The organism is Rhodoferax sp. (assembly GCF_023700745.1).
In the GTDB taxonomy this organism is placed as follows: Bacteria; Pseudomonadota; Gammaproteobacteria; order Burkholderiales; family Burkholderiaceae_C; genus Rhodoferax.
Map to the genome: position 1 here is coordinate 380,101 of NZ_JAMPYG010000001.1, position 25,120 is coordinate 405,220.

The window sequence follows — 25,120 nt, forward strand, 5'->3', positions numbered from 1 at the left end:
GACCCTTATCCTACCGTTCAGTCGCGTCGAGGGTCTTTTGTAGAAGCTGCTTGAGTTCGGTGATATTGAACACACCTGGTGCCAGCGGGGGCAAACTCTGACTGGCGGCAATGATCAGCGGCAACTTGAAGTCTTCCGGATGAAGGGTGCCATGCTGTCGCTCGTGTCCGGCGTGGTCGCTGGTGACCAGCACCAAGTAACGGCCACGTTTGGCAACATCGTCCAGTAGCGGGGCCAGCATCGTGTCGATGTAGGTCAGTTCATCCAGATAGTCTTCCGACAGCCAGCCGGCGTCTGCACCTTCGTCTTCGAGCCCGCTGATGTGAAGAAAGACAAACCGCCTGCCAGGCTTGCCAAAAAAAGTCCGTGCCCGGTCAATGCCGTCATCCCTGGCCAGCGCGTGCTCGTCCACCGCAGCACTGATCAGATAGCCCAGTTTCGGCTTGGCATAAAAATAAGCGGTGCGAAAACCGCGCTGTTTGGCAAGGTCAAACAAGGTTTCCCGAGCAACCTGCACCTGGCCCAGCTTCCAGTCGTTGTCCTGCTTGCCACTTTGCTCAGGCGTCAGCCCGGTCATCATGGCGGTGTGCGCAATCAACGTCTGCGGCGGCGTGACGCTTTGACCTTGCAATGTAAAACGGCCCGAGCGCATCAATCGGTCAAGGGTGGGAGAGGTCTTTTCACCCAGTGCGGCAGGATGCAAAGCATCAATCGAAACCATCAGCACGGTCTCGACCTCGCTGGCAAAGACAGGTGCAGCAAAAAGAAAGAAGAACAGCAACAAAACACGCTTCATCACCTGGTGGCTCCTCAAAAGTCTGATTGTCTGCAAGCTGGACGAGATGGATGAATAAATTTTCGTTCAATCTTCAAATGTCCTGCGTCTTTTTGCACCGTCTGCCGTCTCCACTGGCATGAACACCCTGACCATCTCCCGCAAATCCTGGCCCACGCGCCAGCCCGTGACGTTTCTGGTCATGGCCGCCATCGCTTGGTTGGCACTCTACAACACGCTGATTCCAGCCTCCGAGGCGCTGGTTGCCATGTTGCCGGTGGACCGAACCAGCCATCTGGGTGGCGCGCTGCAGTTTTTCTTTTACGACACGCCCAAGGTGCTGCTGCTGCTGACCGCCGTGGTCTTTGTCATGGGCATGGTTAACAGTTACTTCTCGCCGGAGCGCACCCGCGCGTTGCTGGCTGGGCGTAGTGAAGGCGCTGCCAATGTGATGGCTGCGTCATTGGGCATCGTGACACCGTTCTGCTCCTGCTCGGCGGTACCGCTGTTCATTGGTTTTGTACAAGCCGGTGTCCCGCTGGGAGTCACGTTCTCGTTCCTGATTTCGGCACCAATGGTCAATGAGGTGGCGCTGACGCTGTTGTTTGGCATGTTTGGCTGGAAAGTCGCCCTGCTCTATTTGGGCCTGGGGTTGGGTGTGGCCATTATTGCCGGCTGGATCATTGGCCGCCTGAAGATGGAAGCGTACCTGGAAGACTGGGTGCGCGACATGCCCAAAACGTCCGCCGAATTTGAAGTCACCGGCATGACGCTGGGTGAACGCATTGAAGGTGGTTTTCAGGCCGTGAAGGAAATAGTCGGCAAAGTCTGGCCCTACATCCTGATCGGGATCGCGCTGGGCGCGCTGATTCACGGTTATGTGCCCGAAGACTTCATGGCCAGCTTCATGGGAAAAGAGGTCTGGTGGAGCGTGCCATTAGCCGTGATCATGGGGGTACCGATGTACACCAACGCGGCCGGAGTGATCCCGATCGTGCAGGCCCTGCTGGCCAAGGGTGCGGCGCTGGGTACCGTGCTGGCTTTCATGATGAGCGTGATTGCCCTGTCACTGCCCGAGATGATCATTCTGCGCAAGGTGCTCAAGCTTCGGCTGATCGCCACCTTTGCCGCGGTTGTGGCCGGCGGCATCCTGCTGGTCGGTTGTGTCTTTAACGCGGTGCTGTAGCCGAACATTTTTAAACTCAAATTTCAAGGAAATCTCATGAACATCAAGATTCTCGGCACCGGTTGTGCCAACTGCAAAGCCACCGTGACGCTCATCGACCAGATCGCCCAAGCCAAAGGCGTGGCGATCAAACTTGAAAAAGTGGAAGAACTGCGCGATATCATGAACTTTGGCGTGATGAGCACGCCCGGCGTGGTCATCAATGGCAAAGTGGTTCATGCCGGTGGCATTCCCACCCGCGACAAGATTGAGCAGTGGCTGGCAGCAGCCTGATCAAACACAAGGAACAACGACATGCATCCGCAAAAAAAATTCCACCTGATTTTTTCATTGATCATGGGCGCCATGATGATTTTCCTGATGACGCTGGTCATCACTTTCATCAATGTCGGACTGACGGATAACTTTTTCAGGCTGTGGATGAAAGCTTTTGGCATTGCCTATGTGGTGGGCGTGCCGGTGATCTTTTTCCTGGCACCGGTGGCGCGCAAATTGACAGGCCGGCTGTTGGGCGTCTCTCCCGCTTGACGCGCAGGCAAACCATGGCCGGCATTCAGTCTGAATACCATCGAACGCAGCACATCGGCTGGCTGCGTGCCGCCGTGCTGGGCGCCAATGACGGCATCGTCTCCACCGCCAGCCTGATCCTGGGCGTAGCAGCTGCCAGCGTCACCCAGAGTGCCGTTCTGGTAGCCGGCGTGGCGGGTCTGGTGGCCGGGGCCATGTCGATGGCGGCAGGCGAATATGTGTCGGTCAGTTCGCAGTCGGATACCGAACAGGCCGACATTGCCCGCGAGCGACACGAATTGGCCACCGATGGTGCGCGTGAACTGGCCGAACTGGCGGCTATTTACGAGCGGCGTGGGCTGGACGCCAACCTTGCGCAACAGGTGGCAACACAATTGACAGCCAAAGATGCACTGCAAGCCCACACCCGCGACGAACTCGGTATTTCTGACACCACCAGTGCCAACCCGTTGCAAGCCGCGCTTGTGTCGGCATTGTCGTTTGTCGTCGGCGCTGGCTTGCCCCTGCTGACCGCCTGGCTCGCGCCCTATCTCTATCTGACACCCGTGGTAGCAGCCACCTCGCTGCTGTTTTTGGTGATTCTGGGTGGCCTGGCAGCCCACATGGGTGGTGCCGGCATCGGCAAAGGCATTTTGCGTGTGACATTCTGGGGCGCGCTGGCAATGGCCTGTACAGCAGGCGTCGGCTGGTTGTTTGGTGTTGCGCTGTGACCTCTCTGCCAATATTTCCATCGCTCTGATTTTCCAGCAGGGCTCATGCCAATGCCAAATCAAGTTGAAATTATTTATTCAACTATTCAATAATAGTTGTATGATTAAACCTATGGATAAATTATTGGCTTCCTCCGTTTTTGAATCTCTCGCCTCAGGCTTACGTCTGGATGTTTACCGCTTGCTGGTCAAAGCCGGGCCGCAAGGGTTGGTGGCAGGAGAAATAGGCACTGCACTGGATGTGCCGCCGACCAATCTGTCATTCCATTTAAAAGCCTTGACGCATGCACAGCTTGTGTCAGTGGTGCAAGAAGGTCGCTACCAGCGCTACCGCGCCAATCTGGCGCTGATGCAGGACCTGATTGTTTACTTGACCGCCGAGTGCTGCGCGGGTCACCCTGAGCAGTGTATTGAAACCTGCCCGGCACCTGTTTGCGCTTGAATCTGGCGCCGTGAGAGCTGTTTAAGTTCACTGATTATCTGAAGAAATCAGCATGAAAAAATTCAATCCATCGCCACGCGTCACGCGCCGCGAACCTGTTTCACCACGCACTTCAAGCTTCCCCTCCAAAGACCTCTGACATGACGCATCAACCACTCAATGTGCTTTTTTTGTGCACCCACAACTCGGCGCGCAGCATACTTGCCGAGGCCATCCTGAACCACATTGGCCGTGGGCGCTTCAAGGCGTACTCGGCCGGCAGCAGCCCGCGTGACAACCAGCAACCCAACCCGCTGGGCCTGCAGGTCTTGCAAAACGCAGGCATTGCCACTGCGGGGCTGTACAGCAAAAGCTGGGATGAATTTGGCCGTGCGGATGCGCCGCACATGGACCTGGTGATCACCGTTTGCGACAACGCTGCCGGTGAGGTCTGCCCCTATTGGCCTGGCCAGCCGGCCACGGCGCACTGGGGCTACCCTGACCCGTCTGCAGGCGATGCTGACGATGCCCACAAGCTCGAAGCCTTCCGGCAAACGATGCTGGCCCTGAAGCGCCGGCTGGAGCTGATGGTGAGCCTGCCCGCCACCAAACTGGAAAAAACCATGTTGCAAAGTACCGTCCGCGACATGACCAAGGAACAATGACATGGGCTTATTTGAACGTTATCTGACAGTTTGGGTGGCACTGGGTATCGCTGCAGGAGTGGGCCTTGGGCTGCTGATGCCTGGCACCTTTGAGGTCATTGCTGCGCTGGAAATCGCCCATGTCAACCTGGTGGTGGCGGTACTCATCTGGGTCATGATTTACCCGATGATGATCCAGATCGACTGGTCGGCGATGAAAGACGTAGGCAAAAAACCGCGCGGCCTGGCGTTGACGCTGGTGGTGAACTGGCTCATCAAGCCTTTCACGATGGCCGCTCTGGGCGTGCTGTTCTTCCACTACCTGTTTGCGCCCTGGGTCGATCCGCAGTCGGCCAGCGAATACATTGCCGGCATGATTTTGCTGGGCGTGGCTCCGTGCACCGCCATGGTGTTTGTCTGGAGCCAGCTGGTCAGGGGCGATGCCAACTACACCCTGGTGCAGGTCTCGGTCAACGACCTGATCATGGTCTTTGCCTTTGCGCCCATCGCCGCTTTTTTGCTGGGCGTGACCGACCTCACCGTGCCTTGGCAAACGCTGCTGCTTTCGACCGTGCTCTACGTGGTGCTGCCGCTGGCGGCGGGCATGGCCACGCGCAGCATGTTGACGCATCGCTCTGACCACGCCCTGGGTGAATTCGTGGCGCGACTGAAACCCTGGTCGGTCGTTGGCCTGATTGCCACCGTGGTGCTGCTGTTTGGTTTCCAGGCACAAACCATCGTGGCCAAGCCACTCATCATCGGCCTGATTGCGATCCCGCTGATTCTGCAAACCTATGGCATTTTCTTTATCAGCTGGTGGGGCGCGCGGCTGCTCAAGCTGCCGCACCAGATCGCCGGACCGGCCTGCCTGATCGGCACCTCCAACTTTTTTGAGCTGGCCGTGGCTGTGGCCATTTCCCTCTTTGGACTCAATTCCGGTGCCGCTCTGGCCACCGTGGTGGGTGTTCTGGTAGAAGTGCCAGTCATGCTGTCATTGGTGTGGCTGGTGAACCGGGCCGGGGATCGGCTTGAACGTACCTGAGCCAATGCCAGCCTCAATCTGCATCCCGGCAAAAGCAATCACCCAATTCAGGCTTGAGAATTGACAACACCTGTGATGCCAACCACAATGACCGTCCGGCGAGTTAGCTCCCCTTAATCTAGATATCTGCTCGTCAGCATGCCATACAACAAACATGGTGTGTATTCATCTGGTTGTTCAAGGAGTAACGCAATGACAGCAAGTCAAAGTCTGATCTACACCCCGATGCACACTGGGGTTGCTGTAGCGCTGGACATACGGTGAGCGCAACCATGGACAATACCATCCACCATTTCCATGATCTCTTCGCCCAATTGGGTCTGCCGTACGATAACGTGAGCATTGAACAGTTCATCGGATCGCATTCGCCGCTGGCACCAGAAGTCAAGCTACCCGAAGCCTCCTTCTGGACGTCTGCACAAGCGACCTTCCTGCGTGAAGCCTGCGTGCAGGATGCTGACTGGGCTGGACTGGCCGACCAGTTGAACGTGGCATTGCGAAAGCCGACGCATCCGTAAATCAGGTGACTTCAGCCAACGCCACAGCGCGTTAGCTTCAGACTTGCGCAAGAGCGACAGGCACTATTGCCGAAATGAACCGTAATGATGTTTTGATGACGCTGTCAGATCCGTGACGATATCTGACAACTTGCTGCCGTTTCAGGTGTCAAGAGCTTCGCCTAAGTCAATTGAAATGGCCCTGCCGGAAATTCCGGCAGGGCCATTTAGTTTCATAGAACCCTGATAACGATCAGACTTGCGTGAAGAACCCGATCCCTACCAGTGTCAACAGTGTCAAGCCACAGGCGATCAACACGAAGGCGAGCGCCTTGGCCGCAGTCAACTTGGCGGGTGATGGGGCATCCACCAAGTACTTCTCCAATTCTCCACTCTTGACCAGGCGTTCATATTCCAGCGCATGTTCATGCTTGAACTCTTCGAGTGAGAACGTGCCGGTGAACATCACCACCTCGACCGGGAACTTGTCGGGCCGGAAATGGTTGTTGAAGAAATGCACGGTGAACAAGAACACCACCGCCAGGAAGGCTTCCTCGGCATGGAAGATGGCCGCCACGTTGAAAACCCAGCCCGGCAGGAAGGCACCAAAGACATTGGGCAGCCACATGATCAGACCACTGACACCAATGATGGTCACCCCCCAGAACGGAGCCCAGTAGTCAAACTTCTCCCAGTAGGTCCAGCGGTCGAACTTGGGACGCGGACCCATGCCAAAGAACCACTTGAACATGGCAATCATGTCTTTGCCGTCCTGCAGGTTGGGCACCAGAGAATCCGGCCCAAAGAACTTGAAGGTGCTCCAGTTCTTCGCAATGCGCCAGGTGATGTAGAACAGGTGCCAGAAGAATACGCCGGCAAACAGCACCGCAGCGGTACGGTGAATGATGCCTGCTGTGTGCGGGCCACCAAGCGCTGTCATGAGCGGCACCGCCCACGGTGAACTCGGATAGAACAGCGGAATACCTGTCAGGGTCAACACCATCAGACTCAAGGCAAAGGTGATGTGGGCCAGGCGCCAGATCGGGCTGAAGCGACGCACATGTTTGCCTTTGTACTTCTCAGGAACATTGTCCATTTTGATATGGGGCTGCCCTGCTTTTTCCCGCCGTTCTTTGAATTCACGATAGAACCACAACAAGGTGTGCAGCCAGAAGAAGGCAAAAGTACCTACCAGCAGTTGCAGCATGATTTGCCAAGCCACCCAGATCTGGGGGTACTTGTCGAAATCATCCGCGTGACCGTGGGGTTGGTAAGTAGCAAAACCTTCCGGCGCCAAAGCCAGCTCTTTCTTGCCGCTGTGGCAGGACTGGCAGGTTTTCAGGCGATTGTTGATATGCACCATGGATTTCGGGTTGTCGGCCTTCAAAATCGTGTGGCTGCCATGGCAGTCATAGCACTTGGCTGTGTAGGTATAACCCAGCGTGCTGATCTGTCCATGGTAGGTGCCCATGTAGGATTTCAGATTTTTTTCATGGCAAGTACCGCATTGTTCAGTGACTGCCAGTTTGAAAGGATCGGCACTCGAACTGGTAATGGCGTGTGTGGAATGGCAGTCGGTGCAAACAGCAGCCTTGACATTTTTCTTTTCCAAAACTTCCTGACCGTGAATCGAGCCGGCATAGGAATCAAGCTGATCCTCATGGCAACTGCCGCAACTGTTAGAGATACTCAAGCGCCATTGGTCATACTGCGGCGTGTTCTTGGCAGGCACATTGAAGCTGTGCGTGTCATGGCAGTTGTCGCATGAGGCATTGGGTTTGGTTTTGTCGTCCGCATTGGGTCGGGCATGGAACGAGGCTTTGTAGGCCTCAATGTTTTTTGCCACCAATTCAAGCCGTGGCTTGTCTTTGGCGTTGCCGGATTTCTGGGCTTCGTCCCATAAATTTTGGTGGCAACCAGCGCAATCCACCTTGGCGAGTTTGAGCGCCGGGTCTTTGGTATGGGCGTTGGCTTTTTCTGCGTTGTCCTTGATATCGGCGTGACATGACACGCAAGTCAAGTTGGCGTGCACGCTCTTGCCAAATTGGTCCGGCATGACGGCATGCAACTCACGTGCCTTGCCTTCGGCACCCGCAATTTCCAGCTTGCCCTTTTTGCCATCGTGGCAACTCAGGCAGGTGGCGTTGTCGAGCTTGGGCGGCGCAGCTTCAGCCGCAGTGCTGGCCGCGAGCGCCGGCAAGCTCAGGCAAGCGCCCAGCAGCCAGGCTAGACCACCTAAAAGTAATGAAGATTTGAGTCGCATGTTTCAATACAGATTAACAAATGAAAATGGCCACGGTCTTTCAGGACGGTGGCCACGAGCTTGTCGAAATACGTGCTGGAATTACTGAGCCAGGATCCAGTCGGCGAGATTTTTCAGCTCTTTTTGGTCTTTGGTATCGATGATTTTGTGCTTTTCTTCGGTTCCGTCAGCCAGCTTGACCGTCGGGCCAGTGGTGATGCTGGTCAAGATCTTGGACTGTGCATCGGCCTTGCCCTTATATTTTTCAGCAATCTTCTTCAAGGCCGGGCCTTTCTTGGTCTTGTCAACAGCGTGGCATTTGGTGCAGTCGTTGGCTTTCATCAAGGCTTTCGCAGCTTCTTCATCGGGCGCAGCGTGCGCGGGGCTCAAAAAGGCAAGCGCCAATACAGCGGATGCACTGGCGAGGGCGATAGAGGATTTGAACATTGCTTAACTCCTGAAGTGAAAGGGAAAACACGAAAACAGTGTATTCAAGATGAAACACACAATAATTTTGTGTTTATTCTAGCCCCCGGGGCATTCCGAAACGATTGATCTAAATCAAATGAAACAGATTCCCTGGGCCAGCAGGAAGCCCTCCACTCACTCGACGAATTCATGACTCAAGTGGACGGTACCATACTCACCTTTGTTCATATGACTGCGCACACCCCAGGAAACCCATGAGTCACGACCACGCGCCAGCCAACTTCAACCATGCCTTTGCCATTGGCATCGTCCTCAACCTCGCATTTGTCGGCATCGAGGCATTTTATGGATGGCGCGTCAACTCGCTGGCCTTGCTGGCCGATGCCGGGCATAACCTGAGTGACGTGGCCGGCCTGGTGCTGGCCTGGGGCGGTGCCCTGGCCATCAAACTGACCCCTGACGCACGTCACACCTACGGCTGGAAACGCGCCACCATTCTGGCAGCCTTCGCCAATGCCTTGCTGCTGCTGGTGGCCATGGGCGGTCTGGCCTGGGAGGCCATCGGGCGGCTTATGTCCAAAGAAGTGGCGCTGCAGGAGCAAGGCATGACCATCATGGTGGTAGCCGGTATCGGCATCGTTGTCAACACTGCCACCGCGCTGCTGTTCATGCGCGGAAGGGAACATGATTTGAATATACGCGGCGCCTTTTTGCACATGGCAGCCGACGCACTGGTGTCAGCCGGTGTGGTGGTCGCAGGTGCCCTGACCCTGTGGCAGGGCTGGACCTGGCTGGATCCGGTGGTAAGTCTGGCTATTGCTGCGGTGATTTTCTGGGGTACCTGGGATCTGTTCAAACAGTCCCTGCACATGCTGTTTGACGGCGTACCCGCGCGCATCGACCCAGCTGCGGTGCACGACTGCCTGGCCGCTCTGCCCGGCGTGGCCCAAGTGCACGACCTGCACATCTGGGCCACGGGCACCTCGCAGGTGGCGCTCACCGCCCATCTGGTCATGCCGCAAAGCCAGGCCGACGATGCCTTTTTGAATGAGGCTACCGAACAACTTCATGACCGCTTTGAAATTACCCATGTGACCTTGCAGGTGGTCAAAATACCCTTCACACCGAGTTGCGTTCCTGTGCCAGAAAAGAGCAAGCTGACTGAGGCAGAATTCCGGTCTGTATGAATCCTAACCCTGCCATTGCCACCGTCCGGTCTTGTGCCGAGTCCTTGAACCGCGACTGTTTTTGCCGCACCTTGAACTTGGCGCGTTTGCGTGAGCAGCTGGAAAGCGAGCCCAGCCTGAGGGGCATGATGACCAACATCACACAGACCCGGCCCAATCTGTTTTCATCGACGGTAGTGTTTATCTCGCAAGAGGTGCAGCAGCAAATCAGTGCCACCATTGCGACCATCGAGCGTGTCGCCGCCCTGCCCGGCTACCAGATACAGGCGCTTTCAAGAGCAGATGCCTCGGCGCAACATGACTTCGGTCCGCTAGGCGCCTGCATGGGCTACGACTTTCACTTGAGCGCCAATGGCCCCCAACTCATCGAGATCAACACCAATGCCGGTGGCCTGCTGCTCAACGTGGCACTGGCGCGTGCACAAGAGGCCTGTTGCATTGAGCTGGACTGGGCTTTCCCGTCCAGCGCAAGGCGCGACACCTTGAAAAAGAACATTTTTGACATGTTTGCCGCCGAATGGCAATTGCAGCGCGGTACTGAACCCTGGCGCACCATGGTAATTGTGGATGATGCCCCGCAGGCGCAATATCTGGCACCCGAATTTGAGTTGTTTCGTCAGTTGTTCAACCAATATGGCATCCACGCCACCATCGCCGACCCGTCAGAGCTGCTCTGGCAAAACGGCCGTCTGATGCACCAGAACATGGCCGTCGACATGGTCTATAACCGTCTGACCGACTTTTACCTGACTGAACCAATCCACCAGCCCCTGCGCCAGGCGCATGAAGCCGATGCCGTGGTGCTGACACCGCACCCACGTGCCCACGCGCTGCTGGCCGACAAGCGCAACCTGATTGCACTGAGCCAGAACGAACTCTTGCTGGCCTGGGGTGCTTCTGCCACCGACAGAAAAATACTGTCCGACAGCGTTCCCGTCACGCGCCTGGTCACACCGGAGCGCGCCGAGGAACTCTGGGCACAACGGCGCCAACTGTTCTTCAAACCAGTGGCGGGTTATGGTGCCAAAGCCGCATACCGCGGCGACAAACTGACCCGCCGCGTCTGGTCCGAGATTCTGAAAAGCGACTTTGTCGCGCAAGCGCTGGTGCCGCCGAGCGGACGCATGATCGAGGTTGACGGGGTCCAGACCGACCTCAAATTTGACATCCGCGCCTACAGCTATGCCGGCCAGGTGCAACTGCTGGCAGCGCGCATGTATGCCGGTCAAACCACCAACTTCCGCACCCAGGGCGGTGGTTTTGCCCCAGTGATTGTGGTGCCGTCCGCAACGCTTGCCACAGGAAGCTGTTGATGTGCGGAATTTGCGGTGAGTTGCGATTTGACGGCGCCGCGCCCGACATGGCGGTCATCAGCCGGATGTCGGACCAACTGGCACGCCGCGGCCCGGATCACGCGGGCACCTACCAGGACGGTCCGCTGGCTTTCGGCCACCGACGCCTCTCCATCATTGACCTGTCTGCCCATGCCCACCAACCCATGGTTGATGCGGTGCTGCAACTCAGCCTGGTTTTCAACGGCACGATCTACAACTACCGCGAGTTGCGCGCCGAGTTGCAAGCCAAGGGGTACCAATTTTTCTCTGAAGGCGACAGCGAAGTCATTCTTAAAAGCTACCATGCCTGGGGCGACCAGTGCGTCACCCGCTTCCATGGCATGTTTGCCTTTGCCATCTGGGACCAGCGCAGCAAGCAGTTGTTTCTGGCACGGGACCGCTTTGGCATCAAACCGCTGTACCTGAACCAGACCAGCCACCGGCTTCGCTTTGCTTCGACTCTGCCAGCATTGCTGGCCGGTGGCGGCGTCGACACCGCGCTGGATGCGGTGGCGCTGCACCACCACTTCACCCTGCATACCGTGGTACCGGCACCGCGCACCGTGCTCAAGGGCGTGCGCAAACTGCCCCCCGCTACCACCCTGCGTTTTGACCCGGATGGCAGGGTGGCCGAACAGGTGTACTGGACACTGGACGCCACACGACCGGAAACCACCCTATCCGAGGCCGAATGGCTGGAGGCGACCCGCGAGCAACTGACACAGAGCGTCAAGCGCCGCCTGCTGGCAGCCGACGTGCCAGTTGGCGTGTTGCTGTCAGGCGGGCTCGACTCGAGTTTGCTGGTGGGCTTGCTGGCGGACGAGATTCCGGATTTGCGCACCTTTTCCATCGGTTTCGAAGACCTGGGCGCGGGCGCCGAGAAGGCCGACGAATTTGAGTTCTCCGACCAGATTGCCGCCCACTTCAACACGCGCCACCACAAGTACAGCATCCCCAACAGCGAGGTCATGGCCCGCTTGCCGGAGGCCGTCGCACAAATGACCGAGCCCATGGTCAGCCATGACGTGATCGCGTTCTACCTGCTGGCCGAGCGGGTGTCAAAGGATGTCAAGGTGGTGATGTCGGGCCAGGGTGCTGACGAGGTGTTTGGCGGCTATTTCTGGTACCCCAACATGGATGCCGCCAGTGGCACGCCACTGGAGCGCTTCAGCCAGCATTACTTTGACCGCGACCACGCGGAATACCTGCAGATGATCGCCCCGGCGTTTCAGGTGGGTGATGTCACCTCGGCGCTGATTGCGGATGCGCTCAATCAGCCGCAAGCCGATGAATTTCTGGACCAGGTCTGGCGGCTTGATGTCACCACGCTGATCGTCGATGATCCGGTCAAGCGCGTTGACAACATGCCGATGGCCTGGGGTCTGGAGGTGCGCACGCCGTTTCTGGATCACGAACTGGTCGAACTGGCCGCGCGCATGCCGCCGGAACTCAAGCTCAAGGCAGGCGGCAAGTTTCCACTCAAGGCAATTTCACGCGGATTGATTCCCGACTCGGTCATCGACCGGCCCAAGGGTTACTTTCCCGTGCCGGCACTCAAGTATGTCCGTGGCCCGTTCCTGGAAATGATGCGCAGCATTTTGACCTCAGAGGCCTGTATCCGACGTGGCTTGTACCAGCGCGACTACGTCAATCAACTGTTGGCAGCCCCCGAGGCACCCGAGCATTTCACCCGCATCAACGGCAGCAAGCTATGGCACCTGGCTTTGCTGGAATGGTGGCTGCAAGTGCATGTGGACCCACATGAATGACGAGCTGAACACCCATCACTCCCTGGTGCCCTTGCTGCGCTACATGGTCGCCGCCTTGCTGCTGGGCTCGCCCATCACCCTGCTGGTTTTGCGCTCGGTGCTCACTGATTCACCGGCCAATTTATTGGGACCACCCGCTTTTTTCACGATGGGCCTGGCCAGCTGGTACCTGATTTCAGTCGGCAAAATCAGCGCCGCCATCAAGTTGATGACAGCCGGCGTCTGGATCACGATCACAGGTATCGCCATTTTTTCTGGCGGCTTGCGTTCGCCCGTGATGGTGATCTATCCCATTTTGGTAGTGCTGACAGGATGGCTCGACAGCGCCCGTTCCGCAAAATTGATAACCGGACTGTCGATCACCGTCACGCTCGGTTTGTGGCTGGCTGAACAGCTGCAATGGTTACCGGTTCAGCTTGCGCCGCCCACCGCCGTGTATGCGATCAATCAAATCATCATGACCTTGTTATCAGCTGTTTTGATCGTTTTTGTGATGCAGACCTTCAAGCTCCGGCTGGAACAACTTCAGGAAACCAAAAACAATCTGAAGCAGCATGCGCTGGCCCTTGAAAAAAGTGAGGACCGTTACCGAACCCTGATTGAATGGTCGCCAGAAGCCATTCTGGTGCATCGCCAGGGAAAAATTGTTTACGCCAATCCGGCTGTCATCAAGCTGTTTGGCGCACCGGATGCGGCAACACTGCTGGCCACACAAACAACCGACCTGATCCATCCGGACAACCGGGCCACGCAAGCAGCGCGCATGAAAAGCATCATCAACCGGGAAGCCATTCCCCCTGCCACCGAATCCAGGTTTCTCAAATTCGACGGCACGGTGATCGACGTCCAGGTTCAAGGCACAGCCATCGACTACGACGGCGAACCGGCCATTCAGGTCTCCATTCACGACATCACCGAGCGTAAAAAACTGGAAAACGAAATCCGGCAACTGGCGTTTTACGATGTTTTGACGCATCTGCCCAACCGGCGCCTGCTGGATGACCGTCTGCACCAGGTTCTGTCAACCAGCAAACGCCACGGCGGCTACAGCGCCCTGATGTTTCTTGATCTCGACAATTTCAAATCCCTGAATGACTCCTATGGCCACGCTCTGGGCGATGCCTTGCTGGTCGATGCCGCCGCCCGACTCAAGAAGTGCGTTCGTGAGATGGACACCGTGGCCCGCTTTGGTGGCGATGAGTTTGTCATCCTGATATCAGAACTCGGCAACACACAGACTGAATCGACAGAACAGGCCCTAGCTATTGCTGAAAAAATCCGTCAGGCGCTGTCACGTCCCTACGTACTTCAGGCGCAGCAAGCTGCCAACGCTGGATCCAGCATCACACACCAATCGACGGTCAGCATGGGTGTGGCGGTTTTTTCCAGCGAGCAGGCCCACCAGGAAGATATTTTCAAGTGGGCCGATGTCGCCATGTACCAAGCCAAGGACGAGGGACGAAACCGGGTGCGTCTGTTCCATCATTAATTAAACTGAAAACTTTGAACTACAGGGCACGACCCAGGCGACCAATGCCCTCTTCGATCCTGGCCACATCGGCGGTGGCAAAGCTCAGGCGCAGCGTGGCCATATCCGGGTCATGGGCATAAAACGGTGCACCTGGCACAAAGGCGACCAGTTTGTCGATGGCGCGTTTGGCAAACTCCGGCGCGCTGGGGTTGCTGCCGTTGGCTCCGGTGAGCCTGGCCCAGAAGAACATGCCCCCCTTGGGCTGGTTGAACGTGATCGCATCACCGAGCTCACGACGCAATGACTCGGCCATGACCCGGGCGCGCTCGGCGTAGGTGCGGCGCACCAGGCCAAGCGTGTCGTTCAAGCGGTTCAGCGTCAGGTAATGGGCACAAATGGCCTGCGTCAGATTGCTGGTATGGGCGTCGCTGAACTGCTTGCACATGGTCGCCTTGGCCAGCAGTTCGGGCGGGGCAATCATCCAGCCCACCCGCAAACCGGGGCTCAGTATCTTGCTGAAACTGCCGCAATGCGCAAGCCAGTCGCGGCTGCCGGGCACACTGTCGCTGAGGGCCAGCAGGCTGGCTGGCGGCGGCGTATCAAAGTACAGCTCGCCATAAGGGTCGTCCTCGACAATCAGCGTCTGCGTGCGCGCCGCAATTTCCAGAATGCGCTGGCGCCGCGCCAGGCTCAGGGTGGCACCACTCGGGTTGCCAAAGGTGGGGATCAGGTAAACCAGTTTAGGCTGGTGTTCTTCAATCAGGGCTTGGAGCTTGTCCACATCGACGCCATCGGCATCAATCGGCGCGCCGATGATGTGCGCGCCGTAAAGCCGGAAACACTGGATGGTGGCCAGGAAAGTGGGCGCCTCGACAATGACCTTGTCACCGGGCGAGATCATGGTTTTGCCGATCAGGTCAAGCGCCTGCTGGCTGCCGGTGGTGACGATCAGGCCCTCGGGTGTCACCGTGCTGCCCTTGCCTGCCATGAATTGGCTGATGCCTTCGCGCAGTGGCTGAAAGCCTTCGGTAGCGCCGTATTGCAGCACCGGGCCGGGGTTCTGCGTCAGCACCGCGTGGCTGGACTGCGCAATGCCCTCGGCATCAAACAGTGCCGGATCGGGAAAGCCACCGGCAAAGCTGATGATGCCGGGCTTGCCCAGCAACTTGAAGAGCTCACGGATGGCAGAGGTTTCAATGGCGTCGAGTCGGGAGGCAAATTGCATGGGATAAGCTCGGATAAGTGGAGGCCAAATTGTCACCGATGATTGGCCCCTGCCCAAGCTTTGTTGACCGCACCTCTTGATGGAACCCATGAACACCAACGCCGTTGAAAAATTCTTTGCCACTTTGGCCGCCGCCAACCCGCAGCCACAAACCGAGCTGAAATACAGCAGCGTGTTCGAACTGCTGGCTGCCGTGCTGCTGTCGGCCCAGGCCACTGACGTGGGTGTTAACAAAGCCACCGAACGCCTGTTCCTGGTGGCCAACACACCGCAAAAAATGCTGGCGTTGGGCCTGGACGGGCTGGAGGACTACATCAAGACCATTGGCCTGTACCACAGCAAAGCTAGACACCTGCTGCAAACCTGCCAGATCCTGGTGGAACGCTACAACGGTGAGGTACCGCGCACGCGTGAGACACTTGAAACGCTGCCCGGCGTGGGCCGCAAAACGGCCAATGTGGTGCTCAACGTGGCCTTTGGCGAGCCCACCATGGCGGTCGACACACACATCTTTCGGGTCAGCAACCGCACCGGTCTGGCGCCGGGCAAAACGCCGCTGGCCGTGGAGCTCAAACTGCTCAAACGCATCCCAAAGGCCTACCAGGTACACGCCCACCACTGGCTGATCTTGCTGGGACGCTACGTGTGCCAGGCACGCAAGCCGCAATGCTGGCACTGTGCGGTGGCGCCGTATTGCGACTTCAAAGACAAAACGCCGCAGCCAAAGAACTGATCGGTGATGGGCCATGCGGGCCAAGGCAGGCGGCCTCAGACGCGCTTCGCTTTGCGACATCGGCCACCTGCCTTGGCCCGCATGACCTGGCAGCATAATCCAATACCCTCACAAGCCCCTGGCGCCACCAACCGAGCAGCGTGCGTTGGGTGTCTGACGGAGCGAAGTCAAGGAGGAGGTTCGGGCCTCAGCCCGAACCGGGGGACATGAGCGCAGTCAGATACCCAATGCGCGCTGCGGCCCCGGCAACAAGCGCCTCACCCTGCGTCAAAGAGCATCTTCCAGCCAGCCAGACGACGCCTGGTAACGCCAACACTGCCCGAAACCAGGCGCAGCCGTTGGCCAATCCCCCGCCGAACGCAGCTCGCGTTGGCCCGACGCGATCAAGCGCGCGGCACGCATCACGCCGGCATGGGTCAGCCACACCTGCGGCCTGTATGCCAGACCAGCCGCCATGGCGCCATCCCAGACCTCGGCAACACGGCCCATGAAGTCGGCCACACATTCCCCACCACCTGCACGGTGGCGCCAAAAATCGCTGGTCCAGGCCGCCAAGGCAGCAGGCGGCAACGCGTCCCAGCGCTGGCCCTCCCAGCTGCCAAAGTTCATCTCAGCCAACCGCACCTCGGTGTGGAGGCACACATCAGGCCGCAAAACCTGCAGGGCCTGGGCCAGTTGCTGGCAGCGCAGCAGCGGCGACGCTTGCACCCGAACCCCGGGCGGCAGGCGCTGGGCCAGGCCTTGGGCCGCTTGCTGCGTGGCTTGCGCGTCGGCCGGGACATCCAGCGCGCCGTAACAAACGCCGGGCGCAATCAGGGGCTGCGCATGGCGCACCAGCCAGATCACAGGCTCAACCCCAGCCCCAGGTAAAACGCGACTTCGCAGACCTGCTGCGTGGCCCCCAGGCAGTCGCCGGTGAAACCGCCCAGACGCCGCCAAAACCAGCGCGTCATCACGGCCCAGGCGAGGCCAGAGGCCAGCATCGCGTTGAACAAAGCCTGCAGCAAACCCTCGTCGGCAACATCGATGGCAATGTAAGCTGTTTCTGACTGCACATAGACCACCCAGGCCAGCGCCAGACCGCACCAGAGCAAGCCGGCGCACAAAGCCAAGATACTGATCTGATCGGCCAAGGGCTTTGATTTGGAACCTGCCGCATCACCCACATGCGGCAGCAAACGAATGGTCAGCAGCGGCCAGGTGCGCGACACCACATGGGCGACAAACAGCGCAGCCACCATCAGCGGCGCACCAATGTCACCCAGCAGCGCCAGCAAGGCCACTTTGCACAGCAACACCAGCACCACGGCGATGGCGCCAAAAGCACCCACCCGCGAGTCTTTCATGATGACCAAAGCCCGGTCGCGGTCGGCACTGCCGCCCAGCCCATCGGCCACATCTGCCAAGCCGTCTTCGTGAAACGCGCCGGTCAGCAACACCCCCAGGGCCGTGCCCAGCGCCGCCGCCACCAGCGGTGCTGAGCCGGTGGGCGGCAACCAGGCCAGCAAGCCAGCAGTCAACAGTGCCAGCAGGCCACCGATCAACACGCCCACCCCCGGAAAATGGCCGGCGCTGGCGCGCAACATGGCCGGACTGAAACCCACCCAATCAGCCAGCCGCCCGCTAACCGGTATGCGGGTGAAAAATTGCAGGCTCAGCAAATAGTGGCGAATGAATTGAAGAAAAAAGAAGGGCATGGTTTTCAATAGCAGCGTCAGCGCCGAACATTACACCGATTCGACTGGCTCCGAGGCCTTTTCTGATACCCCCGCCGACGCAAAACTGGCCATCTCGCGCAGCATGGCGCAGGCCGATTGCAACAGCGGCCAGGCCAGCGCCGCACCCGAACCTTCGCCGAGACGCAAGCCCAGGTCCAGCAATGCCTGCACGCCCAGATGTTGCAGCATGAACTCATGGCCGCGCTCGCCCGAACGGTGGGCAAACACGCATCGCTGCAGCACCAGCGGTTGCAGCGCGTGGGCCACCAGCACGGCACTGCTGGCGATGAAACCATCGACCACAATCACCCGGCGCTCATGGGCCGCCTGCAGTACCGCACCCACCATGGTGGCAATCTCGAAACCGCCAAAAGCGGCCAAGGCCTCCAGCGGTGCCTGTGCCTGCGGGTGGCGTGCCAGCACGTCGCGCAGGACGGCGGTCTTGCGCTGCACGGCAGGCGCATCCAGACCCGTTCCCGCCCCGGTGCACAGTTCAACATCGAGTCCGCCCAGGCGCGCCAGCAGCAGCGATGCCGCCGAGGTGTTGCCAATGCCCATTTCACCCAGCAGCAGCGCATTGCCGGGCAGCGCCTTGACCAGCTCGATGCCGTTTTGTAGGGCCTGCTGGCATTGCAGCGGGGTCATCGCCGCCTGTTCAGACGCGTCGGCCGTACCCTGTTCAGCGCCGGGAACCTTGCGCACCTGCAGGCCCGGACGCCCGGCACCGGCAGGCAAACCAGCCAGAAAATCGTGGTTGACACCACAGTCCACTACCGTCAGGGCAATCTGGTTGAGCCGCGCAAACACACTCACCGCCGCACCACCAGCCAGAAAGTTTTCCACCATCTGCCAGCTCACGTCCTGCGGAAAAGCCGAGACACCGCGCCGCACCAACCCGTGGTCACCGGCAAACACCACCAGTTGCGGGTCTTTCAACTCGGGACAATGAGAGCCCAGAATTTCGCCCAACTGCAGGGCCAGGGTTTCCAGTCGGCCCAGCGCGCCCAGCGGCTTGGTCTTGGTGTCAATTTTGTGCTGCAGCGCCTGGGTGAAGGTGGGGCTGCGGATGTCGGTCAGTTGGGGGAAATGGGTGTTCATAAGGTCTCTGGATCAATGGTTCTGTCAACAATGAAGGGGAATACAGGTTCATGAAGCGCCAGCGCCGGGCGGCGCATGGGCCAGCAAGCCATTGAGCACGCCTGGTTCGAAATGGCTTTCAACAAAGTCGGCCATGCGCTCAAACACGGTTTCCAGCGTCGGCACCGGGCCGCTCAGGCGCGTGCCAAACAGCGCCTGCAGAGCCGCAGGGTCTTCAAACAGGCCGTGGAGGTAAATGCCCAGCACGTTGCCAGAGGCATTGAGCCAGCCCAAACCACCCGGCAACACGGCACGCGCCACGTCACCGGCTTGGGCCATGGCAGCGTGCTGCGCGGTCTGACCCTGGTGGATTTCGTAGCCACTGAGCGGCACGCCAGCCAGCGCGGCCCAGGGTGAGGCTAACGCCGTCGCAGCACCGGCCGGGGGCAGGCCGGCGCCCTCCGCCATCGCGGTATCAAAGCAAGTCTGCGTGCGGCATACTGTTTTAACCGCCTCAAACACGGTCACCAGCGGCAGCAGACCCAGGCCCGGGGCATTGCCTTCGATGTTGTGCGGGTCAATCAGCGCCTCGCCCAGCATTTGCAGACCACCACACACGCCCAGCACCGCCCCACCCCGCGCCGCGTGGCGCGCCACTGCGGCATCCAGCCCCTGCGCGCGCAGCCAGGCCAGATCGGCGCTGGTGGCTTTGGAGCCGGGCAAGACCACCCAATCCCTTGCCGTCAGCGCCGCCAGATCGGCGGGTGAGCGCACCCACATCAGCCGCACACCGGGGATGTTTTTCAGCGGCTGGAACTCGTCCAGGTTGCTGATGCGCGGATAAGCCACCACCGCCACGGTCAGATTGACAGCGCCCTGGCTGGTGCTTCTGTCATCGAAAACGCCATCCTCCTCGGGCAGCCCATGCTGCCACCACATTGGCAAGGTCGCCACGGTGGGGATGCCCGTCAAATCCTGCAGCCTCTGCGGCGCGGGGGCCAGCAGGCTGGCATCGCCGCGAAACTTGTTCAGCACAAAACCCTTGATCAGCGCACGCTCATCCGCGGGCAGCAGCGCCCAGGTACCGTACAGATGGGCAAACGCGCCGCCCCGGTCAATGTCGGTCACCAGCAGACAGGCGGCGGCGCAGTGGCGCGCCACGCGCATGTTGACGATGTCGCTGCCCGACAAATTGATCTCGGCGGGCGAGCCCGCGCCTTCGATCACCACCACGTCGTTGGCGGCTCGCAGTTCATCGAGCGCCGCGGCGACCTGGGGCCAGACGTGGTTGCTGCGGGTGCGCCAGGGCATGACCGTCAGCGCGTCACTGACCTGCCCCATCAGCACCACCTGGCTGTGGGTGTCGGCCTCGGGTTTCAACAGCAGCGGGTTCATGCGTACCTCGGGCTCGGCCTTGGCGGCCAAGGCCTGAAAGTATTGGGCGCTGCCGATTTCGCCCTGGCCATCTTGAGAGGCAACAACCCTGGCGTTGTTGCTCATGTTTTGCGCCTTGAACGGCGCCACTTTCAGGCCCTGACGCGCAAAGTAACGGCACAGCGCAGTGGTCAGCCAGCTCTTGCCCGCGCCGCTGGTGGTGCCCAGCACCATGATGCAGGTAGCGGTCATTGAAAATGCTCCACATGTGCTGGGATCAACTTGTTTTCTTGCAGTCCGCAGGCCAGCAGCGCTTGCGCCTGCGGTCCCAACACCCCCAGCCGCACCCAGCCTGGCAGGCCAAACGAGGCACAGTCGCGCAGCTTGATGCCGTGCGCTGCGCGCAGCGCTGCCAAATCGAGCGGCTGCGGCGGCTGGGCGCAGAAAAAATTCGCCTCGCTGGGCAGGCAGGTCCAGCCCAAGTTTTGCAGCATGTCGATCTGGCGCGCTTTCCAATCGCGCAGCGTCGGCAGGTACGCAAACAGCCAGGCTTGCACCTCTGGCATCACCCAGGCTTGCAACAGCGCCACCCCATGCGCGCCCAGCGGCCACGACGGGGCGATCAGGTTGAGGCCTGCCACCGCAGCATCAATTTGACCTTGCTGGCTTGTGGATGCCCCGGCTGGCGCGATCACATACGCCGCACGCACACCTGTCAAACCGAGCGCTTTGTTGGGTGTGAACAGCTGCCAGACGAGGTCGAGTTGAGCGTCACTCAGGGACGGCGCGCCGCTCAGGCGCAAGGGTGCGTAGGCGCGGTCCAACACCACGGTATGCGCAGCATCCAGGCACCACGGCTGGTGGGCCTGCCCCAGCGGACTTGACGGCTCGCAGCCCCAGACCAGCGCACCAGCGCCATCGGCAGCACGCTGCAGCCCCCAAGCCTGCGCGGCGCGGGCATTGTCGCCGTAGTGGTGGGCGGGCAACTGCACGCGGCGCACGCCCTGCTGCCAAGCCCAGGCGGTGATGCGAAAGATGAATTCGCTGGCACTGCCCGCCAACAGCACGCGCTCTGGCCTGACCCGGTGGAACGCAGCCAGACGCTGGCGCAACGCGCTGTACAACGGATCGGGGTAAAGCGTGGCATCAGCCGCTTGCACGGCAGCCAAGGCTGGCGGGCAGGGGCCACAGGCATTGCTGTTGGTGGAAAAATCCACGCGCGCTGCACCCAGTGCATCGACACCGCCATGGACCCAGCTTGAGAGCGCTTGCGCGGTCATGACACCACCACCGATCTCAAAACAAGCGCCATCAATGCCATGGCTGTGAGGGTAACAATCACTTTTTCTGCATACATCAGGGCACGTGCCGTATCCATCCGGGTGGGCTGGCGACCTGCCGGGTTGAGCACATACACACCGGGCTTGCCGAGCCGGATGTCCAGCGCCAACGCCATCGTCGCCATCGGCCAGCCACTGTTGGGCGACGGGGTTTTGGCCGCCTCGCGGCACACCGGCTTCCAGTGCGTCCGACTGACCAACGCCAGCAGCAGCGCCGTCAAGCGCGCGGGCAGCCAGGAAAGCACGTCGTCCGCACGCGCCGCCCACTTGCCGGCCCATTGCCAATTTTGCCCCTTGTAAACACCCTGGTAGCCCCACATGGCATCGGCCGTGTTGGCAAAGCGGTACAAGGCCGCGCCGGGCAGACCCAGCAGCACAAACCAAAAAATGGGCGCAACCACCGAGTCGTTGAGGTTTTCGGCCAGCGACTCGATGGCGCTTTCCCGCACCTGCGCTTCACTCAGGACTGACACGTCACGGCTCACCAGCCAGCCCAGCCGTTCCCGACCCACTTCGAGCGATTGCCCGAGCGCAACGTCCACCGCCCGCACCTCGCTTTTGAGCATGGTCCAGGCCAATAAAGGTTTGAGCAACAACCCCAACAACAGCGCCGCCAGCCACGCAGGCAGTTGCATCACCAAGCGTTGCAACGCGTCAAGCGCCAGCAAACAACCCACGGCTCCCACCATCCAATAGATGGCTGCAAGCCAAAACACCTTGACGTCTTTGGGGGTCGGCACGGCCGCCGCTCCGGTCTCCATGGAAGACGGCTGCCAGGCCACGCGTTGCACCCTGCGCCCTGCCCAGCTCAGGTAATTACCCATCCACACCACAGGGTGCAGACGCGCGGGCGGCTCACCCAGGACATGGTCAATCAGCAAGGCGACCAACAGGGCCGCAGCCAACGCCTGCGCGCTGGCCTGCCCGGGGAGCAGGGTCAATGCGTCAAACAAGAGGCATCCTTCAAGGCCGCGCCACCGGCTGCCCGGTGCGCAGGCCCAAACGCGCCAGCAGCGCCAGGTCGTCGTTGCCTTGCGGATTGGGGGTGGTGAGCAGTTTCTCGCCATAAAAAATGGAATTGGCACCGGCTACAAAGCACAGCGCCTGTACCGCATCACTCATGCTCTGGCGCCCGGCTGACAGGCGCACGCGCGCCAGTGGCATGGTGATGCGCGCGACCGCAATGGTGCGCACAAATTCCAGCGGGTCCAGGTCGGGCTGCTCGGCCAACGGGGTGCCAGCCACTTTGACCAGATGGTTGATGGGCACCGACTCCGGGTACGGCGCCAGATTCGCCAGCTCGGCAATCAGCCCGGCGCGCTGCAGGCGCGACTCGCCCAGGCCCACAATGCCGCCGCAGCACACGCTGACCCCGGCGTTGCGCACGCGCGCCAAGGTATCGAGCCGGTCCTGGTAATCGCGCGTGGTGATGATGTCGCCATAAAAGTCGGGCGCACTGTCCAGGTTGTGGTTGTAGTAGTCCAGTCCGGCGTCGCGCAGGGTTTCGGCGTGGCCGTCGGCGAGCATGCCCAGCGTGGCACAGGCTTGCAGCCCGGTGTCCTTCACGGCCCTGACCAGTTCGGCCACGGCTTCGATATCACGGTCCTTGGGCGCGCGCCAGGCAGCGCCCATGCAAAAGCGCGTGGCGCCGGCGGCTTTGGCTTGCAGCGCGGCGTCGCGCACCGCAGCCACCGCCATGAGCTTGCCGGCGTCAACACCGGTGTCAAAGTGCACGCTTTGCGGGCAGTAACCGCAGTCCTCCGGGCAGCCACCGGTCTTCACCGACAAGAGCGTGGCCAGCTCCACCAGATTCGGGTCAAAGTGGCTGCGGTGCACGGTCTGCGCCTGGAACATCAGGTCTGAAAAAGGCAGCTCCAGCAGGGCCAGAACCGCTTCAACCAACCAGACGCGCTGACCCGCAGCGGGGCGTTTGGTGTGCGTATCGAGGCAGGCATGAAAGTGCAAGGGATGGGTAGTCGATGGATCGACAGTGTGTTCAGTCATCATTGGTTTTTCGTACAAAAAAAGGTCAACAAAACGGTGGTGCAAGACCCTGTCTCAATCTTCAATGCCGCGCTGGGCCGGAATGCCGGCCTTGAAGGCGTGCTTGATCAGCGTCATCTCGGTCACCGTGTCGGCGAGTTCGATGATTTCGGATGGACAACGCCGCCCGGTGAGCACCACATGCACGTGGCTGGGGCGGCCTTTGAGGGTTTCCAGCACGTCGTCGAGCGGCATCCAGCCGTAGATCAGCGGGTAGGTGATTTCGTCCAGCGTCACCATGAAGTGGTCGCCACCCAGAATGGCCGCTTTGGCCTTTTGCCAACCCTCACGCGCCAGTTGGGCAGAATGCTCCAGGTCCTGGCTTTTCCAGCTGAAGCCATCTCCCAGACCTTCAATGGGAATGCCGAGTTGCTCAAACATGCGGTGTTCGCCAAAGCGTGCGCTGGGCACTTTCATGAACTGGAAAATCTTGACCGCTTTGCCACGCCCGTGCGCACGCAGCGCCAGGCCAAAGGCCGCGGTGCTTTTGCCTTTGCCGTCGCCGGTGTTGACGATAACGAGGCCGCGGCGCTCGCCTTCGGGTTTGTCATAAGGTTTGTCAGTGGGGGGTGTTTCGATTTGCATGGGTTGAATAAAAAAAATTTAATTGGGCAGGGCGATCCATTGATCGGCAATCGGGTAAATGCTGATGCGCTGGTCAAACACGTCTTCCAGCGCCCGGTGGGTCACGGGGTCGGCACACGGGCCTTGATGGGTGACTCGGCCTGCGGCCATGATGACCAACTCGTCCGAGTGCAGCGCCATCGAGATTTCATGCAACACGCTGACCACGGTGACCCCGCTCTCCAGCAGGCAACGCACCACGCCCAGCCAGTCGGCCTGGTGCGGCGGGTCCAGATTGGCCAGCGGCTCGTCCATCAGCAGCACCTGCGCCTGCACCGCCAGCGCTCGGGCCAGCAGCACGCGCTGACGCTCGCCGCCCGAGAGCTGACCCAGGGCTCGTTGCCGCCAGTCCCAGGCGCCGGTGGATTTGAGGGCGATTTCCACCGCCGCGCGATCGGCCTCGCTGGGCGCGGCCAACCAGGCCTGGTGCGGCAGGCGACCGAGCATGGCCACATCCCACACCGTCAGATCGTCGCCAGCGGCTTCGTTCTGGCCCAGCCAGGCCAGCTGGCGCGCACGGACCCGGCCTGGCAAGCGTTGCAAGGGCTGACCCAGCAACGTGACGCTGCCTGTGTGCGCCAGCAAGCCCGCCAACACCTTGAGCAGGGTCGACTTGCCCGCCCCGTTGGGCCCGACGATGCTGGTCCAGCGGCCTTGCGGCAAGCCCAGCGTGATCCCGTGCAGTATCCGGGTATCGCCGATACTGGCCCTGATGTTTTCTGCCTGAATAGCGATTGAAGGTGTCACGTTT

26 protein-coding genes are annotated in these 25,120 nt (G+C 60.0%); 13 read left to right on the top strand and 13 right to left on the bottom strand.

Annotated elements, in window-relative coordinates:
• Window positions 1-10 precede the first annotated feature (10 nt).
• Window positions 11-796 carry an alkaline phosphatase family protein gene (locus NDJ10_RS01880; RefSeq protein ID WP_296159427.1) on the bottom strand — a complete coding sequence of 262 codons (786 nt, stop codon included), beginning with the start codon at window positions 794-796 and terminating at the stop codon, window positions 11-13.
• A gap of 118 nt (window positions 797-914) precedes the next feature.
• Between NDJ10_RS01880 and NDJ10_RS01885 the strand changes: the two genes are divergently transcribed.
• The 8 genes from NDJ10_RS01885 (at window position 915) to NDJ10_RS01920 (ending at window position 5,824) form a co-directional block, all read left to right on the top strand.
• The gene (locus NDJ10_RS01885) at window positions 915-1,961 is read left to right on the top strand and encodes a permease (protein WP_296159363.1); all 1,047 of its coding nucleotides are present in this window, start codon (window positions 915-917) and stop codon (window positions 1,959-1,961) included.
• A gap of 36 nt (window positions 1,962-1,997) precedes the next feature.
• Window positions 1,998-2,234, top strand: a complete 237-nt coding sequence (locus tag NDJ10_RS01890) for a thioredoxin family protein (RefSeq protein WP_296159364.1) — start codon at window positions 1,998-2,000, stop codon at window positions 2,232-2,234.
• A 21-nt stretch (window positions 2,235-2,255) separates the two neighbouring features.
• Window positions 2,256-2,489 carry a DUF2798 domain-containing protein gene (locus NDJ10_RS01895; protein ID WP_296159365.1) on the top strand — a complete coding sequence of 78 codons (234 nt, stop codon included), beginning with the start codon at window positions 2,256-2,258 and terminating at the stop codon, window positions 2,487-2,489.
• Window positions 2,490-2,503: 14 nt separating this feature from the next.
• Complete coding sequence (locus NDJ10_RS01900; protein ID WP_296159366.1) at window positions 2,504-3,199, top strand: VIT family protein; 696 nt, start codon at window positions 2,504-2,506, stop codon at window positions 3,197-3,199.
• A 112-nt stretch (window positions 3,200-3,311) separates the two neighbouring features.
• A complete protein-coding gene (locus tag NDJ10_RS01905) occupies window positions 3,312-3,641 on the top strand; it encodes a helix-turn-helix transcriptional regulator (protein ID WP_296159428.1) in 330 nt (109 codons plus the stop codon).
• A gap of 140 nt (window positions 3,642-3,781) precedes the next feature.
• The gene (locus NDJ10_RS01910; protein WP_296159368.1) at window positions 3,782-4,285 is read left to right on the top strand and encodes an arsenate reductase ArsC; all 504 of its coding nucleotides are present in this window, start codon (window positions 3,782-3,784) and stop codon (window positions 4,283-4,285) included.
• Window position 4,286: 1 nt separating this feature from the next.
• A complete protein-coding gene (arsB, locus tag NDJ10_RS01915; protein ID WP_296159369.1) occupies window positions 4,287-5,306 on the top strand; it encodes an ACR3 family arsenite efflux transporter in 1,020 nt (339 codons plus the stop codon).
• 272 nt (window positions 5,307-5,578) lie between these two features.
• Window positions 5,579-5,824, top strand: a complete 246-nt coding sequence (locus tag NDJ10_RS01920) for a DUF2789 domain-containing protein (RefSeq protein ID WP_296159370.1) — start codon at window positions 5,579-5,581, stop codon at window positions 5,822-5,824.
• 232 nt (window positions 5,825-6,056) lie between these two features.
• On the opposite strand, the gene NDJ10_RS01925 is transcribed toward NDJ10_RS01920, so the two are convergent.
• Both NDJ10_RS01925 and NDJ10_RS01930 read right to left on the bottom strand, forming a co-directional pair.
• A complete protein-coding gene (locus NDJ10_RS01925; RefSeq protein WP_296159371.1) occupies window positions 6,057-8,066 on the bottom strand; it encodes a cytochrome C in 2,010 nt (669 codons plus the stop codon).
• 81 nt (window positions 8,067-8,147) lie between these two features.
• Entirely contained in the window at window positions 8,148-8,492 is a 345-nt protein-coding gene (locus tag NDJ10_RS01930) for a c-type cytochrome (RefSeq protein WP_363318680.1), read from the bottom strand.
• Between the two features lie 236 nt (window positions 8,493-8,728).
• Between NDJ10_RS01930 and NDJ10_RS01935 the strand changes: the two genes are divergently transcribed.
• From NDJ10_RS01935 to NDJ10_RS01950, 4 genes are read left to right on the top strand one after another with little or no spacing between them, the layout of a single operon-like run.
• A complete protein-coding gene (locus NDJ10_RS01935) occupies window positions 8,729-9,661 on the top strand; it encodes a cation diffusion facilitator family transporter (RefSeq protein ID WP_296159372.1) in 933 nt (310 codons plus the stop codon).
• Window positions 9,658-10,974, top strand: a complete 1,317-nt coding sequence (locus NDJ10_RS01940) for a hypothetical protein (RefSeq protein ID WP_296159373.1) — start codon at window positions 9,658-9,660, stop codon at window positions 10,972-10,974. Before NDJ10_RS01935 ends, NDJ10_RS01940 begins: the two co-directional genes overlap by 4 nt.
• Window positions 10,974-12,764: an N-acetylglutaminylglutamine amidotransferase gene (locus tag NDJ10_RS01945; RefSeq protein WP_296159375.1), complete on the top strand. Its 1,791-nt coding sequence runs from the start codon at window positions 10,974-10,976 to the stop codon at window positions 12,762-12,764. The genes NDJ10_RS01940 and NDJ10_RS01945 overlap by 1 nt, the downstream gene beginning before the upstream one ends.
• On the top strand, window positions 12,757-14,253 hold the full coding sequence (locus NDJ10_RS01950) for a diguanylate cyclase (RefSeq protein ID WP_296159376.1): 1,497 nt from the start codon (window positions 12,757-12,759) through the stop codon (window positions 14,251-14,253). Before NDJ10_RS01945 ends, NDJ10_RS01950 begins: the two co-directional genes overlap by 8 nt.
• Window positions 14,254-14,272: 19 nt before the next feature.
• Here NDJ10_RS01950 and NDJ10_RS01955 read toward each other — a convergent pair whose 3' ends face one another.
• Entirely contained in the window at window positions 14,273-15,460 is a 1,188-nt protein-coding gene (locus NDJ10_RS01955; protein WP_296159377.1) for a PLP-dependent aminotransferase family protein, read from the bottom strand.
• Window positions 15,461-15,548: 88 nt separating this feature from the next.
• Here NDJ10_RS01955 and nth point away from each other — a divergent pair, with 88 nt between their 5' ends.
• Window positions 15,549-16,193 carry an endonuclease III gene (nth, locus tag NDJ10_RS01960; RefSeq protein WP_296159378.1) on the top strand — a complete coding sequence of 215 codons (645 nt, stop codon included), beginning with the start codon at window positions 15,549-15,551 and terminating at the stop codon, window positions 16,191-16,193.
• Between the two features lie 267 nt (window positions 16,194-16,460).
• Here nth and NDJ10_RS01965 read toward each other — a convergent pair whose 3' ends face one another.
• The 9 genes from NDJ10_RS01965 to NDJ10_RS02005 all read right to left on the bottom strand — a co-directional run bounded on the left by NDJ10_RS01965 (window position 16,461) and on the right by NDJ10_RS02005 (window position 25,116).
• Window positions 16,461-17,039: a histidine phosphatase family protein gene (locus NDJ10_RS01965; RefSeq protein WP_296159379.1), complete on the bottom strand. Its 579-nt coding sequence runs from the start codon at window positions 17,037-17,039 to the stop codon at window positions 16,461-16,463.
• Window positions 17,036-17,890: an adenosylcobinamide-GDP ribazoletransferase gene (locus NDJ10_RS01970; RefSeq protein WP_296159380.1), complete on the bottom strand. Its 855-nt coding sequence runs from the start codon at window positions 17,888-17,890 to the stop codon at window positions 17,036-17,038. The genes NDJ10_RS01965 and NDJ10_RS01970 overlap by 4 nt, the downstream gene beginning before the upstream one ends.
• Window positions 17,891-17,920: 30 nt before the next feature.
• Entirely contained in the window at window positions 17,921-19,009 is a 1,089-nt protein-coding gene (gene cobT / locus NDJ10_RS01975; RefSeq protein ID WP_296159381.1) for a nicotinate-nucleotide--dimethylbenzimidazole phosphoribosyltransferase, read from the bottom strand.
• A gap of 48 nt (window positions 19,010-19,057) precedes the next feature.
• Window positions 19,058-20,614 carry a cobyric acid synthase gene (locus tag NDJ10_RS01980; RefSeq protein ID WP_296159382.1) on the bottom strand — a complete coding sequence of 519 codons (1,557 nt, stop codon included), beginning with the start codon at window positions 20,612-20,614 and terminating at the stop codon, window positions 19,058-19,060.
• On the bottom strand, window positions 20,611-21,642 hold the full coding sequence (locus NDJ10_RS01985) for an aminotransferase class I/II-fold pyridoxal phosphate-dependent enzyme (RefSeq protein ID WP_296159384.1): 1,032 nt from the start codon (window positions 21,640-21,642) through the stop codon (window positions 20,611-20,613). Before NDJ10_RS01985 ends, NDJ10_RS01980 begins: the two co-directional genes overlap by 4 nt.
• Window positions 21,639-22,655, bottom strand: a complete 1,017-nt coding sequence (gene cbiB / locus NDJ10_RS01990) for an adenosylcobinamide-phosphate synthase CbiB (protein WP_296159385.1) — start codon at window positions 22,653-22,655, stop codon at window positions 21,639-21,641. The genes NDJ10_RS01985 and cbiB overlap by 4 nt, the downstream gene beginning before the upstream one ends.
• A gap of 10 nt (window positions 22,656-22,665) precedes the next feature.
• The gene (bioB, locus tag NDJ10_RS01995) at window positions 22,666-23,667 is read right to left on the bottom strand and encodes a biotin synthase BioB (RefSeq protein ID WP_363318682.1); all 1,002 of its coding nucleotides are present in this window, start codon (window positions 23,665-23,667) and stop codon (window positions 22,666-22,668) included.
• A gap of 93 nt (window positions 23,668-23,760) precedes the next feature.
• Window positions 23,761-24,330, bottom strand: coding sequence for a cob(I)yrinic acid a,c-diamide adenosyltransferase (gene cobO / locus NDJ10_RS02000; RefSeq protein ID WP_296159387.1), 570 nt, complete (start codon window positions 24,328-24,330; stop codon window positions 23,761-23,763).
• An 18-nt stretch (window positions 24,331-24,348) separates the two neighbouring features.
• Complete coding sequence (locus NDJ10_RS02005; RefSeq protein WP_296159388.1) at window positions 24,349-25,116, bottom strand: ABC transporter ATP-binding protein; 768 nt, start codon at window positions 25,114-25,116, stop codon at window positions 24,349-24,351.
• Window positions 25,117-25,120 lie beyond the last annotated feature (4 nt).

Excerpts from the sequence above, each read along its gene's own strand:
- NDJ10_RS01920 (WP_296159370.1), top strand. The coding sequence starts at position 5,579 with ATGGACAATACCATCCACCATTTCCATGATCTCTTCGCCCAATTGGGT.
- NDJ10_RS01940 (WP_296159373.1), top strand. The coding sequence starts at position 9,658 with ATGAATCCTAACCCTGCCATTGCCACCGTCCGGTCTTGTGCCGAGTCC.
- NDJ10_RS01900 (WP_296159366.1), top strand. The coding sequence starts at position 2,504 with ATGGCCGGCATTCAGTCTGAATACCATCGAACGCAGCACATCGGCTGG.
- NDJ10_RS01950 (WP_296159376.1), top strand. The coding sequence starts at position 12,757 with ATGAATGACGAGCTGAACACCCATCACTCCCTGGTGCCCTTGCTGCGC.
- NDJ10_RS01925 (WP_296159371.1), bottom strand. The coding sequence starts at position 8,066 with ATGCGACTCAAATCTTCATTACTTTTAGGTGGTCTAGCCTGGCTGCTG.
- nth (WP_296159378.1), top strand. The coding sequence starts at position 15,549 with ATGAACACCAACGCCGTTGAAAAATTCTTTGCCACTTTGGCCGCCGCC.
- NDJ10_RS01935 (WP_296159372.1), top strand. The coding sequence starts at position 8,729 with ATGAGTCACGACCACGCGCCAGCCAACTTCAACCATGCCTTTGCCATT.
- NDJ10_RS01985 (WP_296159384.1), bottom strand. The coding sequence starts at position 21,642 with ATGACCGCGCAAGCGCTCTCAAGCTGGGTCCATGGCGGTGTCGATGCA.
- cobT (WP_296159381.1), bottom strand. The coding sequence starts at position 19,009 with ATGAACACCCATTTCCCCCAACTGACCGACATCCGCAGCCCCACCTTC.
- NDJ10_RS01970 (WP_296159380.1), bottom strand. The coding sequence starts at position 17,890 with ATGCCCTTCTTTTTTCTTCAATTCATTCGCCACTATTTGCTGAGCCTG.
- NDJ10_RS01880 (WP_296159427.1), bottom strand. The coding sequence starts at position 796 with ATGAAGCGTGTTTTGTTGCTGTTCTTCTTTCTTTTTGCTGCACCTGTC.
- NDJ10_RS01945 (WP_296159375.1), top strand. The coding sequence starts at position 10,974 with ATGTGCGGAATTTGCGGTGAGTTGCGATTTGACGGCGCCGCGCCCGAC.
- NDJ10_RS01980 (WP_296159382.1), bottom strand. The coding sequence starts at position 20,614 with ATGACCGCTACCTGCATCATGGTGCTGGGCACCACCAGCGGCGCGGGC.
- NDJ10_RS01890 (WP_296159364.1), top strand. The coding sequence starts at position 1,998 with ATGAACATCAAGATTCTCGGCACCGGTTGTGCCAACTGCAAAGCCACC.
- NDJ10_RS01930 (WP_363318680.1), bottom strand. The coding sequence starts at position 8,492 with ATGTTCAAATCCTCTATCGCCCTCGCCAGTGCATCCGCTGTATTGGCG.
- arsB (WP_296159369.1), top strand. The coding sequence starts at position 4,287 with ATGGGCTTATTTGAACGTTATCTGACAGTTTGGGTGGCACTGGGTATC.
- NDJ10_RS01885 (WP_296159363.1), top strand. The coding sequence starts at position 915 with ATGAACACCCTGACCATCTCCCGCAAATCCTGGCCCACGCGCCAGCCC.
- NDJ10_RS01905 (WP_296159428.1), top strand. The coding sequence starts at position 3,312 with ATGGATAAATTATTGGCTTCCTCCGTTTTTGAATCTCTCGCCTCAGGC.
- NDJ10_RS01895 (WP_296159365.1), top strand. The coding sequence starts at position 2,256 with ATGCATCCGCAAAAAAAATTCCACCTGATTTTTTCATTGATCATGGGC.
- NDJ10_RS01955 (WP_296159377.1), bottom strand. The coding sequence starts at position 15,460 with ATGCAATTTGCCTCCCGACTCGACGCCATTGAAACCTCTGCCATCCGT.
- cobO (WP_296159387.1), bottom strand. The coding sequence starts at position 24,330 with ATGCAAATCGAAACACCCCCCACTGACAAACCTTATGACAAACCCGAA.
- NDJ10_RS01910 (WP_296159368.1), top strand. The coding sequence starts at position 3,782 with ATGACGCATCAACCACTCAATGTGCTTTTTTTGTGCACCCACAACTCG.